The sequence below is a fragment of the Bifidobacterium apri genome, from assembly GCF_009299485.1.
GTDB lineage: Bacteria > Actinomycetota > Actinomycetes > Actinomycetales > Bifidobacteriaceae > Bifidobacterium > Bifidobacterium apri.
This window is the reverse complement of sequence record NZ_WBSO01000009.1, coordinates 25,343-43,652: the sequence shown is the minus strand read 5'-3', so window position 1 is coordinate 43,652 and position 18,310 is coordinate 25,343. Positions and strand designations below refer to the sequence as shown.

The following is an 18,310-nucleotide window of genomic DNA, read 5'->3' as shown; positions in this document are numbered from 1 at the left end:
CGTGTCCGCACGCACCCTCAGGTCAGAGGATGCGCAGGACAGACAGGCCGGCATCACAGTCGGTCGGTCAGCGGTCCGTGGGCTCAGCGCACCGGAGATGTCGGCTGGTTGCCGACCACCTGCACGAGCGTGCCTTCAGGGCAGTTGTCGTAAATCCATTTCGCATCGGCCTCGTTCATATTGACGCAACCATGCGAACCATGCCCGGTCGGGTCACCGGAAGCGATGCCCGCCGCATTCCAGCTGGCAGTGTGGAATCCTTGCCCGCCATTGAAATAGCTGACCCATTTCACACCCGGGGATACGTATTGGGAGCCGTCATCGTTGGTTCCGCGCATATCCTGCACCTGGTACTTGAGGTAGATGAAATAGTTGCCGGGTGTGGTCTCGTGCTTGCCGGTTTTGCCGGTGCACACGTTGAAGGTCTGTACGACCTGATCGTTGTTGTATACCGTCGCGGTTTGCTTGGAACGGTCGACCACGATCTTCCACGTAACAGTCTGCTGGTCGGTCCCGAACTTCGTGATATCGCTTGCGACCGTCAGTGTCGCCGAACGGTTCGAGCTCAACGCGCTGTAGACTTGATCGGCGACGGTGGCCGTGTCCTTGATCGTCACACCGTTCACGCCTTTGGTCTTGGTCATGATGACATTGCCGGTGGTATCCACCAAATCGACTTGATTGGTTTTCGTCTGGTTGAGATGGTTGCCCAGCTCGCTGTTCATAAAGTCGCTGATCGCCTGCTTGTTATAGGACACCGCGATGGTGCCCTTCGCCGGGTCAGCGGTCGTAACGGTCCACGAAGCGATGGTCTCCGCCGGGACCTTGTAGGTTGTCGCATCCCCATTGTTGATGGTGATGCTGAGTCCCAGCCCGGCGTTCGCCTGATCGGCGGCAGTGGTCGCTGCAGCCTCGCTGATTGGCATGTCGGTCTGCGTATAGGTGACGCTGGCGGTGCGTGTGGTTCCCGGCGTATCAATCGCCTGATCGATCGCCTTAGTCACATTGTTCACAACCGGTGCCTGCCCGCCACGACCCACGGTCACTGTGAATTGCTTCGATGTCTGGTCGAAAGCGATGGTGGATGCGATCGCCTGGCTGTCATTGGGAATCAGCTTGCCGGTCAGGTATTCGCTGAGTGCGAGCTTGTCCACGGTTGCGACGAGCTTGACGTTCTGCTTGTTCAACGGATTGACGCGGACGAACGGGTTGCCGTCCTTCGCCGAAAGCAACGCGGATACGGTCTGTTTCTGATTGACGGTGACACCGAGGTCTTTCAAACTGGCGGTGACCGTATTGCCTTGTGAGTCAGTGACGGTGATCTTGGTGTTCTCCACTGCGTTTTTCACCGTGGCGGCAAGCCGCCCGCTGTCTTGCCCAGCGACCGACTTGCCAGCGAACATCACTCCGGGTGCCGCCTTGTCTTGGTAGTACCAACGAGCCGTGAAGAAGCCTGCAACCACGGCGACAACGAGTACTGCGAGGACAATCAGCAGGATTCTCAGCCATATGCGCTTGTGCGGTGGGCGCAGCGCGGCATCCATCTGGTCATCCGTGTCACCGTTTCCGGAATCCGCTACGGCGTAGAGCGGAATCTCCATACCGGACAACGTGTCGTCATTCGCGTTGGCAGCGGCAGCAGTCTTCCAGATGTCCCCCGGAGCATCAGGCTGCGCTGGCATACGCGTATTTTGCGGGATGCCGAATCCCCCGACTTCGTATCGTGGCACAGAACCTTCACCAGTGTTCGTCACATTGATACCTTTCCTATCCATTCCTGCTCGACTTTAGCCGTATGACATGACCATCTCAATGCGTTGACATACTGCGACGGCCATCATGTGTCGAACATCACATCAGTCGCCGCGCAACCGGCGTCTGATTGTCTTCTGGCATGCGCAGGACTGAGCTCACAGCTCGTGCCCGAGCCACTCTTCAATCATGTAGCGAGCAATGGCGGCCTTGACCGGAGGCGTGATTTCGCCCGACGCGAGAGCCTGCTCGTATTCCTCGCGAGTGAACCAGCGCGCGTCACCGGTCTCATCACCGTCCACCCGAATATCTGTGCTCAACGCCCGCGCTTTGAACGCGACCATCAGGGAAGCCGGGAACGGCCATGGCTGGGAACCGAGATATTTGACCTCGCCCAGTTCGATACCGGTTTCCTCGCGAGTCTCTCTGCGGCAGGCGTGTTCGAGGTTCTCCCCCGCCTCCACGAATCCGGCGGACACCGAATACATGGTCGGGGTCTGCCACGCGCGGTTGTGTTGCAGCAGCAGGCGATCCTGTGAGTCCACGACGGACACGATGACGGCAGGCTCGATGCGGGGGAACAACAGCCTGTTGCCGTCCTCGGCGTTGGTGCAACGCTGTGCCCAACCGCCCAGCGCGGGTTCGACTTCGGCCCCGCACGTCGGGCAGTGCCGTTGCCGCATATGCCATACGCTCAGCGACGCGGCGGTAGTGGCTTGTCCGGCTTCGCGTGCGGATGCGTGCGGCGCGAATCCGCGTACATCAACCCAGTCGAAGCGTTTCGCCGCCTGTTCGAGCGCGGACGGTACCGGACGCGGCTTGCGTGATGCGGTATCCCCCGTCGTGGCACCGAATGCGTCATCGGCCCCCTCGTAGGCGGAATCCGGTATCCGGCCGTCGGAAGCATCATGGAGCCCCGGCAAGCGTGTCACGTCGACAGCCACGACCTGTTCGCCGCGGGCGCCGCCATATGATCCGAGGAACATCGCGATGGCCTGCGGGTGCGAGGCGAGCTCTGGAAGCACATAAGAGCCAGGGAGTGTCGCCAGGCGCAACTTGACATTGTCATAATCGACCAGATCGCCCTGCCCTTTGGGAACGGCGATTTTGCCGCCATCGACAAGCATGACCGTGCAGACCGGGGATGACAACACGGAGGTGAACAGGTCCGGATCGTTCCGGCGATCCACCTGATAATCGATATCTCCCTGCGCCAAAGGCAGGAACGGCAAGACCTGAGTAAGTGCAAGCGGTGAAAACATGCTCATTGCTGATTGTCCTCGATTCGCGCGTCATGACCATTGCGTTCGCTGGTTTCGCTGTGTCGGTTTGTTTCGTTGTATTCGCTGATTTCGCTGTGCTCGCCATGCCCAGCTTGCCCGGAGCGTTCTGGGCGTTGGACGCGCGCCATCAGATCGACCAAAGCATCCGCGACAATGTCGGGATGCTCGACCGCACTGAAATGCCCGCAATCAGGAATCTGCGTGAACGAGACTTCGGTACCGGTCATCGCCTCGGCGAGCGCCCGCATCTGTTCCGGCGGGCTGGACGGGTCGCATTCGCCGCTGATAACCGCTGTGGGGGTCTGTACGGCGGCGAGCTGGTCGTTGAGATCCGGCCGTCCGGCGGCCATACGCTGACGCCAGGCGATTCCTTCTGGGCTTTGGGCTTGAATCCAGGCTGTCATCTGTTTGATGAAGGCGTCGGAACGTTTGATGCTCGAGTCGCCGTCCTGGGGTTCGGCGAAATGCATGACCGGCTCAATTGTATGGTCGCGTTCGCACTCATCGGCGATGCGAAGCCTGTTCGCTCGCGCGGCGGTGCCATCGGCGGATGCTTTGGTATCGCACATGGCGAGCCCCGCAATCAGTTCGGGGTGGCGACGCTGCATATCCATGACGACGTAGCCGCCCATGGACAGGCCGACCCACACCGCCCGTTGGTATCCGGCGTGCTTGAGCAGGGACGCATAGGCGTCAGTCATCAGGTCGAGCGCGTCCGTATACGCCCCGTCAGCGGCGACGTGTCCGCTGTCCTGGACTGCAGGGATCGGCCCTTCCCCGGCTCCGGGCATGTCTGGAGCCCAAAGCGCGAAAGCATCCAGTCCCCGCGCATCCGCACGGGTGATGATCTGCGCGGCGCAGGCATCCCACATATGGTGGTCGACCGGGAATGCATGCACCAGAATCATCGGTGTCGCCGTGCCATCGCGATAGATCGTGTTGTGGAGAGCGAAGGGTGCGTGATGGCGATCGTCAGTGTTGTGTGTCGTGCCGGATGCTGCGATGTTGACAGCGTTGACAGCGACGGCTGCACCGGCATCAGGCGCCACGCTGGTTTCGTTCTCTTCACCGGCTGCGCCAGCGACATGCGGATACTCATGTTCACGGCTGTGTTGTTCCGTGCTGTATTGTTCCGTCATCCCTGTCATTCGTTCTATCCTTCGTCTTGTCCTGTCAACTGTGCATCCCTTGCGTCGGAACCACACTACTTCACGAACATCACGATGCGTGGTCAACACACGTTTCTGAACTTCTCGGCCGCGTCGGTTTCCATATGCGCCGGCTCAAGCATCTGCTGAAGCGTATCCGGCGTGATGTTGATGTCGCCGCAACGTCGAATCCGCTTGCGTCCAGTTGGCCGTGAAACCGCTGTGCACCGCTGAATCGCCGATTCACTGGTGCACAACAGGTCATGCCCCAGCCCAAGCGAGGGCGCGACGCACAATCTCGCCGTACCCGTTGGCCATTTGGTCGATGCATTCCTTGAGCTGGTCGCCTTGGGCGTCGCACCATTCCACGTCGAGCGTCTCGTCTTGCGGTTTGCAATCACCCGGAATCGGCACCACATAGCACAGTGCGATCGCGTGTTGACGCGGGTCGTAGAACGGGGAGATGCCTGGGGTCGGGAAGAATTCCGCCACAGTGAACGGCTGCAGGCTTTGTGGAAGAGTCGGAAGTGCGATATCGCCCAAATCTTTGGAAATGTTGCGGGCGATGGCCTCGCGCAATGATTCATGGTACAGTACGCGCCCGGCGATCAACGTCCGTTCGACGGAGCCATCCTCACTGACGCACAGCAGCGACCCGACTTTGCTGATCCTGCCAAAATCATCAACACGCACCGGGACCACGACGACATAAGGCATCGGCGTTTCGCGGCGGATTCGGTTGATTTCGCCTGCGTCCAGCCATCCCGGAGGATTGCCATGGCCTGATCCGCGGATGAAATCTTCCGGCGTGATGTGGTCGAACTCGCCTCTGCGGCGATTCGCATCGTAATCGCCCTCGTCGGGCACCTCGTCATTCAGCACTGGCATACTTCTATTATTGCCCAACCCCAAGAATCTGCATCGCACTTCACCAGCAGCTTGCAACGAGCATCATCGCGGATGATCACTGACCATCACTGATCATCGCGTTTGTGTGAGCCAATCCTCACACAACCCGCATCAGCGAACGCGAATCAGCCAATCGGCGCTACACAACACCCCATTTTGTGAGCCAATCCTCACACTATGAGGAATCCGCCGTGGAATTCATCGCCGCGCGCGTGGAGCCGGCTTCCCCGACATGCCGGATGCGTATCCCGCGTTCACCGCCGCACGCATGAACACAAGCCAATTCCACCCCATGGGGACTTCCTCGAATCGACTGACGCCAACCACTTCGCAACGATGGCGGGCACGGGCGTCGGCACCGCCGAGCGTCATAGTGCCAACAAGGTGCGTCCGAAGCCATTCGTAGGTTTTGACACCTCCATGCAAACCATCAGCGTTCGGCTATCGGCGGACAGCGCTAGACTTTCCACCACGGTGTGGGATGCTGGGAACCACAAAACACCCGACACCGAGACCGTTCCGCCCCACGGCAGTCGCCCGGGAGCAGGAACATCGGGATAGCCGGAACATCGGAAAGTAAGGAGCCCACCATGGCAACCACCGCCGTCACCACGCAGACGTTCGAAAAGACCATCACCGACAACGACTTGGTGTTCGTTGATTTCTGGGCCACCTGGTGTGGCCCGTGCAAGGCGTTTGGCCCTGTTTTTGAGAAGGCGAGCGAAGAGCATCCCGATATCACCTTCGCAAAGGTCGATATCGACCAGAATCAAGAACTCGCTTCCGCGGCGCAGATCCAGGCGGTTCCCACGCTGATGGTCGTCAAAGGCGGCAAGGTTATTTTCAAGCAGGCAGGCGCGTTGCGCGGCTCCGATCTTGAGAACCTCATCGGGCAGGCCAAGGCTTATCAAGGCTGAAATACTGCTGACTTCTTCGTCAGTACATGGCCGTGCGGCTCACACACCGCACGGCCTTATTGTTTGCCGCTGTGTTGCCGACGATGTCCTGTCTGCGATTCTTGTGATTCACATCCAGCGGCATCCGCATGAGCTCGATGCCCGATGTTCACATCGCAGATTCCCCGGAAAACGAACAAAACCCACGCCATCCTGCGTCAATCAGTATCAGTATTCATGATTCGCGTGAGCCATACTTGTCGCATGGTCAATGTCAGCAGTCGCTGACACTCCGGACATCAGTAGGCATTCAGCCATATGAAAGCCAGAATCCCGCGCGATTGACGCCAGACCACAACGTTGACCGCAAAGCCAAAATTTGATGTTTCACATCAGAGCGGTAGTATAGAGAATGTGTGCAACCTGACGGCGGCAGTGTTGAGCAGTCGGCGACGTGGGGTGGTGCAGTGATATTCACCCCGGCACACGGCATCTGTAGGTCGAGCAAGGAGCGACATGGCTAACCACCGTAAGAAAGTGTCCACCCTCAGATCGTTGAGTAAACGCCAACGGATCAAGGTCATGGCGGTTGTGGCCGCAGTGGGCGTTCTTGTGGGAACGGGAGTCGTGTCACGCAACTATTACGCGGCAGAACATCACCAGTCCACGGTTACCTCATATTCGGCGACCGAAACGAATGCCCAGGAAGTCTCCCGTGGCACCACACGCAGCAGCCTTAAAGGCGCTGACGCCAATACGTCGTATATCACGGTGAAGATCAACGGCAAGTCTCGCGTGGTTCTGGGCAAGGACTTCACGAATGTCAAGTCCGTCTTGGAAGCGGGCAACATCACGCTCGAGCCGAGCGACACCGTTTCCCCTTCACTGACCACCAAGGTCACTGAGTCCACAGTCATTTCCATCGAACGTTCCGGCGCCGAGCTTGAGACCTCTGATGACGCGATCGCGTTCAACGTCGTCCGCAAGGAAACCGCTGACCTGCCCAAAGGCACCGAGAAGGTCGAAACCGAAGGCCAAGACGGTGTCATGGAGACTACAAGCCTCGTTCAGCGCGCTGGCGGCAAAGTCGTGTCCTCCAATGTGTTCGCCTCCTATGTGAAGACCGCTCCTGTTGACAAGGTGATTCTCGTTGGCACGGGCACTACAAAGAAGGCAAGCTCCAACCCGACCAGTACTGATATCGGCACCACAACCCCGGTGGGTGAGATGCAACAGTGGGCACATGATTACCTCATCTCGAACGGCGGCAGCGAGGCCGATTTCACGGCGACCGTGTACATCATCACGCATGAGTCCGGCTGGCGTGTGAACGCGACCAATGCAAGCTCCGGCGCATATGGTTTGCCGCAGGCGCTGCCCGGCAGCAAGATGGCATCGGCGGGTGCCGACTGGGCTACGAACTATCAGACCCAGCTCAAATGGTTCTGGGGATATTGCAACTCCCGCTACGGTTCAGTGCAAGGGGCATACGCTCACTGGTTGAGCGCGCACAGCTACTGACATTGTTTCCCGCTTCCGCACAAACTGGCTGCGCTGAGACCTCGCTCAGCGCAGCCAGTTTGTTGTTGTGGGCATTCATGCAAGATCTGCAATAATGTCTCTCCGGCGTGGTTTCGCACACCACAGCCCTTGATCTGCTGCGAGTTGAACGTCCGGAACGGCTTCACAACGATATCGTCTCCATATCACCGTGAGCAAACGTCATCTGCGCGGACAGCCGATTCGATCCGGACAGGCAGACTGTTGTCATGCATCAGTGGAAGGACCTTGCTGCGGTATTCCCCGGGTTATCAGTGGCGACTTAATCTCCGGTATCAGTTTCCTGTCTGAGATCCAGACTGTGTGAGCATCTGGCGGTGTGCCATTACCGGATTGGGGCTGGCCAGGCGTCGTGCCAGCCCTCACTTTGTATTACCAGTGGCTGTAGCAGATGGAGTCTGTCCTGATGACGGTGTGTCCTCGCTAGGTTGCGATGCCGGGCTCTGCGTCGTCGGGCTCTGTGTCGGGTTCGGTTGCCCCGACTGGCTCTGTGTCGGCTGCTGCGTCTGGCCCTGCGCCTGATTCTGCGCCTGCGCGGCGGCAGCGGCAGAGGCGGCTGCGGCAGCATCTGCAGCGGCACGCTGGGTCTTGTACGCTTCCATCGAGTCGTTCACCGCGTCTGAGGCTGTTTGCAGGTCGGTCTGTGCTTTTTGCACGTCAGCTAGTGCAGGCTTGTTCTTCTGCAGCAGTGCGTTGGCAGCGTCCACTGCGGATTGCAGCGTCGTCCTCGTGTTGTCATCGGCGACGACTCCTTGACTGTTGGACAGCAGGGTTGTCGCTTCGCTCGTGGTTGTCTTCAACGTGTCGACCGCCGTATTGTAATCGTTGGTCTTCTTGGTTTTTGCGCTGGTTTTCACGTCGTTCGCCGCGGCTTTCACGGTGGCATTCGCATTGACCAGCTGAGTGGCGAGCGCCTGATTGGTTTCCGCAGTCTTGTTCAACGCACTGGTGCTCATGGATGTCTTGCATACGGCAGGCTCGTCCAGGGCTTTTGCCTTGCTGACCGCAGTTTTCAGCTTCTCGACGGTCATGACATCAGCGACCTGATCCGTACCGATTTTCTGTTGCGCCGCCGTGGTTTTCAGCGTGGTTTCGAGTGTTTCGGCATTCTCTTTGACTTGGCTGTATGCTTTCGTGCAATTCGAGTATGCGTTGCTGCGATTACGATTGGTCCTGACCATGCCGGACAGATAGTACACGCCCACTCCGGCGGCGACGATGGTGATGATGAGGAATATCACCACAATGACGCGGCTGCGTGTTTTGCTTCCACGCGATGGCTCGGAGTCGCTGGCTTCTTCATCATGGTGGTGATATCCAACGGATGTTTGCTGACTGCTCTTGTCGACGAGTTCTTCTTGCAATGAACCGACTGCGTCCTGCGGACCGGTGAGATCGCTTTCAGGCGTGTGGATGGTGCGCGTGGCAGTGGTTTTCGCGGCTCCCGGTGCAGTGACCTTGGCGTTGATTGCAGCGGTCCCGGCAACGACCGCCGCGGAGGAGACTGGTGTCATGGTCACGGTTTCCGCGTTTGCGACGCGTTCACGCGCGATATCGTCAGGACTTGGAGCGGGTGGGGTAAGTAACGAAGAGTTTTCTTGCTTCATACCCATTCGTTGTGCGCTGTTCTGTTGAAATTCTGGACCAGTCGCAACAGTCGAAGTGCTGGGAATGGATGTTGTCGGTCGTGATATTTGCGGCTGCTGTATTATCTCAGTTGCCGACACAGGATTGGATGAGACAGCTTGTGTCCCGACGTTGGACGGCATCATGGCTGAACCAAACTGCTGGGTTTCCGACTGGTCTTTGTCTTGCCGTGCCGCGTTCAGCCATGCTTCGGTTTTCGTGCCGGCACGATGTTGTGGTGTTCCTATTGCTGTGCTGGATGGCGTGATTTGAGTTGAGGCAGCGGCGCCCGAAGCGACGTCAGCAATGGTTGCGGCAGATGTCACAGATGCAACGTCCGTGGAGTTGCCGGTCCCTGTGGAGTTGCCGGTCCGTGGCGAATCTGAACTGATACCGGCTATTGCGCTTATCGGGGAAACTTCTCCCTCCCCATCATTGCTAAAGGATGGGAAGGTAATCAGCGGAATATCCCAATTCGTGTCGACGATATCCCCGGGCAATACCCCGTCGTCTTCAGCAGATGCGGGGAGACTGCCGGTCATGTTTCCTTGAATAGCTGAAGTCCGGGAGGCATCGGCTGCGACACTCCCCGGGGCGTCCATGCCAGCAACCGTCGGTGATTGTGAAGCAGCAGAAGACGAAGCATGCGATGTGCTTTCAGACAGATTCGCCGATTGCTCGCCAAGTTCACGCTGACCCCCTTGATTGCCGGTATGGTCGGCTGTTGCTGTGGCATTGTCAGCAGTATGGGCATCCTCAGTCGGCTTGGCGATCGGAAACAGCAGATTCATATCCGATTGCTGATGCTCCTGTCCTGTCATCGACTTCTCCTTGTTGTTTCGCTTCACACTGTGGTTGTCGTGCGTAGCGTCACGTTCACCGTCATCTATCGTAAGTCACAGCCGGTACCACCGGGGCATGCAATCAGTAACGCTGACTGGTTGTGGGTACCCGGTGGCGCGTAAACGTGTTCGGGGGTGGCTGGAACCATTCGGCTCCTACCACCCCCGTACACGACATCACCGGTTGGCATCACCCGCTATGTTTGCTTCCGTGATGGTTGCCGGTTGATTCATCATTGTAATAATAGTAGTAATAATTACCGTCCTTGCCAGAATGCTTCTTGTTATCCGCATAGTTGAGGACAAAGCCAAGAATCGGGACATCCGCTTCCTTGAGAGACACGGCGGTATCCGCAAGGTCTTTCTTTTCGGCAACGCCACGGCCAACAACGAGAATGAGTCCGTGCGCCATGCGCCCGAATACCGTTGCGTCATTGGACACAGACAGCGGAGCGGTATCGATGATGACGTAATCGTACTGGGTGAGAGCTTGCTCGACCATTTCGGTCATGAGCTCCGAGTTGAGCAAGACACTGGCATTTGCAGGGCGCTTCCCGGCGGGCAACACGTGAAGATTCTGCTTCCAGTACTTCTGGACCACATCACGCGGGGTTGCCTGTGCGGAAAGGATATGCGACAGACCGACATGGCCTTCGATTCCCATTTCCTTTGCCACCGACGGGTGACGCAAATCAGCGTCAATGAGCAGTACGCTCTTGCCGATTTCCGCGATGGCAGCCGCAGTATTTGTCGCCATGGTGGTTTTGCCTTCGCCTGGCTTGGTCGAAGTGAAGACGAGCAGATGACCGTGTTCTTTGACATTCGGCGCGAGGAATGAGATATTCGTACGAATCCGGCGGAATTCTTCGGCTTCTTTACTGCTCGGTTGCGAGATGACGACAGGCCGCGGTTCGTCAAGCAAGTCAGAACGCTGGATGGAACCAAGTGAAGAGGATTCGGTCATCTCACGGACGTCCGAAGAACTTTCGACACGGGTGTTGATCATGTCGAGCAGCAATGCCATGCCGATGCCGCAAATCAGGCCAAGCACGACACCAGCAGTGAGGTACAGCCCGACTTTCGGCGAGCTTGGGGATTGCGGTGTGCGCGCTTTTTGTACGAGGTTGAGTTGAATAGGGGATTTGGCGGATTCATCTGTGTACAGGGATGATGAAATCTGTTCGGAAAGGTTTTTCGCGACACTGTTGGCGATCCGAGCGGACTGCTCGGCGTTGCCGTCCTGGACGGAAACGTCCACCATGAAGGTGTTGCTCGGATTGGTGGCGGTGACCTTTGCGGCGAGCTCGTCCGTGGTCATGTCAAGACCGAGTTCCTTGATGACCGGCTGCAGCACGGCTTCGGTCTTCACCAGCTGCGGGTAGGTTTTAATCTGGGTCGACAGATATGACGCGCCGGAATTCATATCCGAGGAATTCTGCGTTTCCCCTTGTGAGGCGTAGGTTGCGAACAGCTCCGCGGTCGCCGTGTACTGGGGCGGCACCAGGAACGTATACCCCGCGACCGCGGCTACAATCACGACAAATGTAACGATTGCAGCCACCATATGCTTGCGTACGGCTTGGAGCAAATCAGCGATTGTCAATACTTCCCCAATTCTCGTGGAATTTCCTCAAACTCTTATACGGTACCACTAGCCGGAGAATTCGTTCCGCCACTCCACTTCCTCTTTCACACGACCGCCTTATTCTTGCTGAACATGTAGACAGCAAGCTTGTATTCGGTCATAGTTATCGCATGGTTTGCAATATCTTGCCTGTGCAGACAATGGGAACTTCCCCAATTCCTCTTTCCAAAATATGTATTTCGATAATAATTGAAAAAATCTGCAGGAAGCATTTCAATCAACGGTATACTTTTTATTACGATATTGATGAACGCTCAGGCATAAAGCCCGGGTAAAAATCTGCGGATTCGTCCGCAGAATAATCAAGAATATGAAGGAGTACGTATGGCCTCATTACACGGATTCCAAGAGATTACCATCCGCAAGCCCGCAGGCAAGGCCGTGATGACCGTCACCAAGACGCTGATCCGGTTCAATAAGGCGACAGTAACCGCCATGGGCTGCCCGGAATATGTGAAGATTCTCGTCAACCCGGTTACTCGTCAGATTGCCCTTGAGCCATGCAAGGCTTCGGAGCGCAACGCGGTGAGATTCAGCAAAGCAAGGAACAAATCAAACGAGGGAACAGCACAGGCTTCTTCGGTTACGGTACGTGAACCTTCGGTGGTTGATGCCATCGTCTCGTTCTTCGATTTTGCCGAGGTCGATGAGGATCATGTCGCCTATCAAGCCATTAACGGGCAGATTGCTCAGGACGATCATGTCGCCGTGTTTGATGCCGCCAATGCGACCGCAGGCGTGATGAAGCGTCGCGGCCGCAAGAAGAGCCAGACCCAGGAGTAATCGTCAATCTCCCGGCGAGCGCATGTACACACTCGTGCAGCCTACGGCTTCGCCGGTTCCTCGGTTTCGCAAGCTTGTTGAACCGCAAGCCAGCGAAACGCAAGTCAACGAACCGCAAGCCAGCGAAACGATTCGTCCGCGAGGATTTCCCGTGAGTAAGGGCTGGTTCCCGGCTGAGTTTGTCGGGAACCAGCCCTTACTCGTTTCTCTTTGCATCAGTACTATCTCTTCTGCCTGCTCACCGGGCATGTGAAACGTTCGCGTTCGCGCCGCCGCCGGCTTCGCGATGATTGCGTTCACATTCAGTTATCAATCAGCCGTTAACTCGTTGTCTGCCAAGGGATTCACTTGTCTATGCCGTGCCGGTACGATATCCCCGTGGAACAGCAGCATGGACAAGGGCAGGATGCCGTTAATCTTCCTGATAGTGAGATCAATAATGTGTCCCCGTTTGCGCATTTGCTTGATACCGACGGCATTGGATATGACACGTTTATCCCCGGAGATGATGGCCTGATTCACACGCACCATACGTCTGAGCAGTATCGTGGTGCTCGCGCCGAATCCACAGCGGAGCGCCTTACCAACTCCAATGAGGAAGAATCCACAGCGGAGCGCCCAGCTGACCACAACGCGGAAGAATCCTCATCTGGCCAACCTGCCATTGACGCACAGCAGCCTTCCGCAACTCATCTGGACTCAACAGATGAAGCAAACAAGCCTGGCGACAAGTACACCGCAGACAAGACCGACACCGCAGAATCCGCGGAAAACGCCGACAGTGCAAACATCCACCTTGGTGCCGGTCATCCCAGCCGCAAGTCCCGGCGTCGGGGCGCAAAGATGCCGCATACCGCGCCAGAACAGCCCGCGACGACGACAGCGCCGGCGATGGGCACGGTGTTCAAGCCTGACGGATCTGTCGATGTCACCAACGCTTCAGTTCATGCACAGACATCACCGAACAATGCCGAGCCCACAGACGCTCAAGCTGATGCCCCACAATCAGGCGGCAATGCAACCGATGAAGTAACTGAATCGATAACCGCCGCCGCAAGCCTCGATGATTCAGAACACCCCGCACAACAACCGTGGAAAGGGTTTGCCGCTCGGCTTGGCACGGCGTGGGCCACGTTCCACGACGGGGTTTCCACGGCTTGGTCGGCAGTGGCTTCGTTCTTCTCCACGGTGTTCGGCGCAATCGCCCGTGGTTGGCACGCGTTCGCATCCGCAATCGCCCGTGGTTGGCACGCGTTCACGTCCCTGAAAGCAGTGCACGCTGTCATCTCCGCACTGAAATTTTTCAAATCCCGCATTTGGGACAAGCGGATGCGGTTCTCTTTCGCCTTCTACACCATCGTGTTCATCGTGGTGACTGCGGCGAGTGTGCTCGGATTGCAGTGGAGCGTCTACAGCGAGCCGACGTACGCCAAGGGGCAGGTTGTGGACGACCAGACCAAGGCGCTCAACTCTGTAGCCGGGCAGCTTACGAGTTTCGTCAGCCAGATCTGGCTGCACCATAGCTACCAAGCATGGCTGAACTTCATTGTGCTCGGCGTGCTGTATCTCACCTTCATTCTGGTCATCAACCGGTTCTGGGTGGCGACCGCCCTGTTCGGCACGCTGATGACCGTATTCGCCATTGCCAATAAAATCAAAGTCGAGCTGCGCAACGAGCCGATTATTCCGGCAGATTTGCAGTTCGTCACCGGCGGCAATGGCGGCAGCATCATGTCATTCACCACGAAGAAAGACATGGTGCTCATCAATTCCGCTGTCACCGGAGTCATCTGGCTGATCGTGGTATGCGTCGTGTTGCAGTTCCTTGACCGGCGCCGTGGGCTGATCCCGTACACGTGGAAGCCCTCGAAATTCGTCAGCGTCAAGAACATCACCGCAATGGTGTGCAGGTGGGCGGCTGCGGTGCTGAGCATCGTGCTGTGCGTATCGTTTACATGGGGGCTGTCTGTTACAGGATCTTGGGCGAAGAATTTCGCGACTGGATTGTCAGATGCCCCGCAGCTGTGGAGTGCTATGGGTGATGCGACAGCGAATGGCCCGGCTATGAACTTCCTGCGTCTCGCACACGTGAAAATCATGGACAAGCCAAACGGGTACAGCAAAGAAAAAATGGAATCTCTCGCCAAGAAATACGCGGGCGAAGCGGAAGCCATCAACCAGACGCGCACTGCAAACCTGACCGACAACACGGTCATCATGATTTTGTCCGAATCATTCTCCGATCCGACTCGTGTGCCAGGCGTATCGTTCACTGAAGACCCGATGCCCCAGATCAGAGCCATCAAGTCCGCGACCACGTCTGGCTTGATGCTCTCCCCTGGGTATGGAGGGGGGACGGCAAATATCGAGTATCAGGCGCTCACTGGACTCAATATGGCAAATTATGATTCAACGCTGTCTATCGCTTACCAGCAGCTGGTTCCGAAACTCAAATGGACACCGACATTCAACCAAATCTGGAATGAAGCGAACGGGAAGTCCAGCTCAATCGCATTCCACGCGTATTACCGAACCCTGTACCTGCGTGACAGCAATTACAAGAAGTTCGGGTTCTCCAAGTTCTATGCAATTGACGGGAAACCAGTATTGAATGGTTTGTCACATATCGACAATAATTGGGCTTATTATTCTGATGCTTCCTTCTATACATCAACAGTAAATACCTTGTTCGATTCATCTGCTTCATCTACAAATCAGTTTATTCAGATGGTAACCATGCAAAATCATCTTCCTTATCTTGACTGGTACTCAGACAACCCCTTCAAAGGCAACGGCGGCACTTCAACGAACATGACTGAAGACGAACGCACTAGCATCGAAACCTATGCGAGGGGAGTGAACTACACCGATCAGGCAACTGTTGATTTCCTCAATCAACTCAACCAAATCGATAGACCTATCACCGTAATCTTCTATGGTGATCATCTTCCCGGAATCTACTCAACTGCGAGTGAGGACAAAGCCAATCAAATCGCACTGCACGAGACCGATTACTTCATCTGGTCGAACGCAGCATCGGCATCCGCGACCACGAAACTGGATGATTCCACAAGCGCGTACACTTCATCCAACTATTTCATGGCACAGGCGGCAGAACATCTCAATGCCAAGGTCTCGCCATATCTTGCGTTCCTCACCGAAATGCATGCAGCGATCCCGGCAATTTCTGTTCCCGCATCCGCTGGAGATTCCAGTCAGCCGGTGTATCTGGATGCCGAAGGTAACCGCATCCGTACCAAGAATCTCACTGCGGACCAGAAAGATCTGCTTCATGACTACCAGCTCATCCAGTATGATCTCACAGCCGGCAAGCAGTATCTGAAGAACACTGATTTCATGACCGTCGCCCAGTAGACTCACTGCACATTGACCGCATTGCCGATCTGCCATCAACGCGTACACTGGTATGCTATGGCAGACAATCCGCTAGTGACCATCATTGTGCCCGTGTACAACGCCAAGCGATATCTCTCGTATTGCGTGGAATCCATACTCGGGCAGAGCTACCGCAATCTGCAGATTATTCTGGTGGATGATGGCTCGACTGATACGTCAGGCAAGTTGTGCGACATCTTTGCCGTCAAAGACCCGCGTGTAGCCGTCATTCATCAAGCCAATGGGGGTATCGGCAAAGCACAAAATGCCGGTCTTGACCATGCTGAAGGCGACTATATTGCGTTCGCCGACAATGATGACATTCTAGACCGACGAAACATCGAATATCTCTTGCATGCATTGTTGCAAACGAATGCCGATATGAGCAAAGCGCGTTGGCGACAGTTCGGAGTATCTGAGCTTGATACTGTGAAGCAGCAAGCTGCAGTCGGAGCTTCTGAGCCCGGCACCATCACGGTATTTCGCAGCCCGCTGCGCGCCTACCAGACCGTATTCTGCAAGAGTCTACGAGTGATTGGCACAGCACTAGGTCAGAAAACTGAAGCACGCTATTTCAACGAGGCGAACTGGTGCCGTCTGTATCGCCGCGAATTATGGGATGGCTTAAGGTTCCCGGAGGGCGTTTATGCACAAGACGTCATGGTCGCCGGAGAGCTGTATTCGAGGATGAACCTAGTGGCGGATCTCGACTCTGTGCTCTACAACTGGTTACAGTCCGGGAGCTCTGTGACGCATTCCGAGCGGAGCTTCAGCTTCTATCACGACAACGTCGAAGCGGGAGCAGCCAACTTTGAACTTGCGCTGAGTCAAGGAATCACACCGATGCGCAGCTACTACACCCTCATGGGATCCGTGGCTGAAGAACACGCAGCCAACGATGCAAAATGTGACCAAAACTTGCGTACCCTAGACGAAGACGTGACAAGAGCAGAAGTCCTCATTGCCAAGTTGACGCCATGTCAGCGTATGCAATGTGCGCTCACCCGCGGCTTGAGGCTGGCGGACAAGTTTGTATATGACCGCATGGTTAAAAATATGCGATAACGCTTGTGACAGCACACCTGTCCATCGACCATGGCACATATGCAACTGCCCCTTCTATCTGCATCAGTGAGCAAATCCTTTCAGAGCAACCAACATTAATGAAAATTAACTAATCAACATATTCTTGCTTTATTGGAATTGAGTCTTTTCTCAATAGTGCATAATTTGAGAGACGATAATCATTCTTGACAGAAAACAGACATGAATTCTGTTCGTTGGTAAAAGCAATCATCTTTGTCTTATATTGATTATCTGAATCATCTTCCCGCAATGACGCAACTACTTTAAAATCCGTGCTGTTAAACAACTTCATTGGCAGACTGTAACGAACTGTATGGTGCCCCTTCCGCGTTAGTCGCAGAGATCCCGAATCATATGAAATACCGCCACGTTTTGTATCCGCAAACGAAAATGCGACATAGAACGGAATATCTTCATTGAATTCATATTCCAAATCAAATTCAAAATTATCGTCACTAGTAACTATCTGATTGCTTACAGGGTGAATTCTTAGAACAGGAACACGCGCGTTGAGACCGACAGGATACTCTCTAGAATCTTTGTCGTCCTTACTACGATTTTCGACGTTCTGTGAGTTACTCTTCACTTGCATATTCTCGAGTGAATATTTATCCGCGACTTCATCTTTATCGCCTGACACGATGATGTTGCCGTCTTTTATCAAAATCGCCTTGTTGCAATATTTCTTGACTGCGCTCATGTCATGTGTCACAAGGATGACGGTCTTCGTTGGATCTTTCTTGATATTGGCGAAAAATGTATCACACTTCCGTTGAAACGCCTCATCGCCAACAGCAAGTACTTCATCAAGAACCAAAATGTCTCCCTGAGCCTTGATAGCTACAGAAAAAGCAAGTCTGACTTGCATACCGGACGAGTAATTCTTCAACTTCTGATCCATGAACTCGCCAAGCTCTGCAAAGTCTACGATGTCGTCGTACATTGCGTCGATCTCTTCGCTGGTGAACCCAAGTAATGCGCCATTGAGATACACGTTCTCCCGCCCTGTCAGCTCGGGATTGAAGCCCACTCCAAGCTCAATGAACGGGACCAGCTTGCCTTGATATCTGATGTTACCCTCATCGGGAACATAAATCCCTGAGATGAGTTTCAGGAGCGTGGATTTACCGGATCCGTTGCGCCCAACGATGCCGAAGAAATCGCCCTTGTGGACCTCAAAGGATATATCCTTCAGCACCTTCTGCTCTTTGTAGCCCTTAATGCCTTTTGTCCAATTGATAAAAGCTTGTTTCAATCCGGTGGCTTGCTCCGTGGGAAGCCTAAAGGATTTAGATACATGTTCAACGCTAAGAGCAACTTCTGGCTCAGTCAACTCACTCACCTGCTTATCAATACCCTGAGTATGCATTGTTTTGCCAATTCT

The 18,310-nt window shown here is 55.4% G+C and carries 11 protein-coding genes and 1 pseudogene; 5 read left to right on the top strand and 7 right to left on the bottom strand.

Annotated elements, in window-relative coordinates; all coding sequences use genetic code 11:
- Positions 1-83: 83 nt before the first annotated feature.
- The 4 genes and pseudogenes from DSM100238_RS06360 to DSM100238_RS06345 all read right to left on the bottom strand — a co-directional run bounded on the left by DSM100238_RS06360 (position 84) and on the right by DSM100238_RS06345 (position 5,071).
- Positions 84-1,754 carry a L,D-transpeptidase gene (locus DSM100238_RS06360; protein WP_240812388.1) on the bottom strand — a complete coding sequence of 557 codons (1,671 nt, stop codon included), beginning with the start codon at positions 1,752-1,754 and terminating at the stop codon, positions 84-86.
- Positions 1,755-1,910: 156 nt separating this feature from the next.
- Positions 1,911-3,020 (bottom strand): NAD(+) diphosphatase, encoded by a 1,110-nt coding sequence (gene nudC / locus DSM100238_RS06355; protein WP_152355848.1) that lies wholly within the window; start codon positions 3,018-3,020, stop codon positions 1,911-1,913.
- 125 nt (positions 3,021-3,145) lie between these two features.
- Positions 3,146-3,943 (bottom strand): annotated as a pseudogene (locus tag DSM100238_RS06350) (alpha/beta fold hydrolase); the annotation flags it as partial.
- A gap of 501 nt (positions 3,944-4,444) precedes the next feature.
- Positions 4,445-5,071, bottom strand: a complete 627-nt coding sequence (locus DSM100238_RS06345) for a DUF4916 domain-containing protein (RefSeq protein ID WP_152355847.1) — start codon at positions 5,069-5,071, stop codon at positions 4,445-4,447.
- A gap of 611 nt (positions 5,072-5,682) precedes the next feature.
- Here DSM100238_RS06345 and trxA point away from each other — a divergent pair.
- Positions 5,683-6,009, top strand: a complete 327-nt coding sequence (gene trxA / locus DSM100238_RS06340; RefSeq protein ID WP_152355846.1) for a thioredoxin — start codon at positions 5,683-5,685, stop codon at positions 6,007-6,009.
- 495 nt (positions 6,010-6,504) lie between these two features.
- On the top strand, positions 6,505-7,509 hold the full coding sequence (locus tag DSM100238_RS06335) for an aggregation-promoting factor C-terminal-like domain-containing protein (RefSeq protein ID WP_152355845.1): 1,005 nt from the start codon (positions 6,505-6,507) through the stop codon (positions 7,507-7,509).
- Positions 7,510-7,910: 401 nt separating this feature from the next.
- Here the strand turns inward: DSM100238_RS06335 and DSM100238_RS06330 are convergent, their stop codons facing one another.
- Together DSM100238_RS06330 and DSM100238_RS06325 are read right to left on the bottom strand one after the other, a co-directional pair.
- A complete protein-coding gene (locus DSM100238_RS06330; protein WP_152355844.1) occupies positions 7,911-9,995 on the bottom strand; it encodes an FIVAR domain-containing protein in 2,085 nt (694 codons plus the stop codon).
- A 211-nt stretch (positions 9,996-10,206) separates the two neighbouring features.
- Positions 10,207-11,619: a tyrosine-protein kinase domain-containing protein gene (locus DSM100238_RS06325; RefSeq protein WP_152355843.1), complete on the bottom strand. Its 1,413-nt coding sequence runs from the start codon at positions 11,617-11,619 to the stop codon at positions 10,207-10,209.
- Positions 11,620-11,985: 366 nt separating this feature from the next.
- Here DSM100238_RS06325 and DSM100238_RS06320 point away from each other — a divergent pair, with 366 nt between their 5' ends.
- The 3 genes from DSM100238_RS06320 to DSM100238_RS06310 all read left to right on the top strand — a co-directional run bounded on the left by DSM100238_RS06320 (position 11,986) and on the right by DSM100238_RS06310 (position 16,905).
- On the top strand, positions 11,986-12,444 hold the full coding sequence (locus DSM100238_RS06320) for a hypothetical protein (protein ID WP_152355842.1): 459 nt from the start codon (positions 11,986-11,988) through the stop codon (positions 12,442-12,444).
- A 378-nt stretch (positions 12,445-12,822) separates the two neighbouring features.
- Complete coding sequence (locus DSM100238_RS06315; protein WP_240812387.1) at positions 12,823-15,819, top strand: sulfatase-like hydrolase/transferase; 2,997 nt, start codon at positions 12,823-12,825, stop codon at positions 15,817-15,819.
- Positions 15,820-15,876: 57 nt separating this feature from the next.
- Positions 15,877-16,905 (top strand): glycosyltransferase family 2 protein, encoded by a 1,029-nt coding sequence (locus tag DSM100238_RS06310; RefSeq protein WP_152355841.1) that lies wholly within the window; start codon positions 15,877-15,879, stop codon positions 16,903-16,905.
- Between the two features lie 109 nt (positions 16,906-17,014).
- Here the strand turns inward: DSM100238_RS06310 and DSM100238_RS06305 are convergent, their stop codons facing one another.
- Positions 17,015-18,295, bottom strand: a complete 1,281-nt coding sequence (locus DSM100238_RS06305) for an ABC transporter ATP-binding protein (RefSeq protein ID WP_152355840.1) — start codon at positions 18,293-18,295, stop codon at positions 17,015-17,017.
- Positions 18,296-18,310: the final 15 nt, after the last annotated feature.

Coding starts and splice junctions, on each gene's coding strand:
- trxA (WP_152355846.1), top strand. CDS start 5,683: ATGGCAACCACCGCCGTCACCACGCAGACGTTCGAAAAGACCATCACC.
- nudC (WP_152355848.1), bottom strand. CDS start 3,020: ATGAGCATGTTTTCACCGCTTGCACTTACTCAGGTCTTGCCGTTCCTG.
- DSM100238_RS06320 (WP_152355842.1), top strand. CDS start 11,986: ATGGCCTCATTACACGGATTCCAAGAGATTACCATCCGCAAGCCCGCA.
- DSM100238_RS06345 (WP_152355847.1), bottom strand. CDS start 5,071: ATGCCAGTGCTGAATGACGAGGTGCCCGACGAGGGCGATTACGATGCG.
- DSM100238_RS06330 (WP_152355844.1), bottom strand. CDS start 9,995: ATGACAGGACAGGAGCATCAGCAATCGGATATGAATCTGCTGTTTCCG.
- DSM100238_RS06335 (WP_152355845.1), top strand. CDS start 6,505: ATGGCTAACCACCGTAAGAAAGTGTCCACCCTCAGATCGTTGAGTAAA.
- DSM100238_RS06310 (WP_152355841.1), top strand. CDS start 15,877: ATGGCAGACAATCCGCTAGTGACCATCATTGTGCCCGTGTACAACGCC.
- DSM100238_RS06305 (WP_152355840.1), bottom strand. CDS start 18,295: ATGCATACTCAGGGTATTGATAAGCAGGTGAGTGAGTTGACTGAGCCA.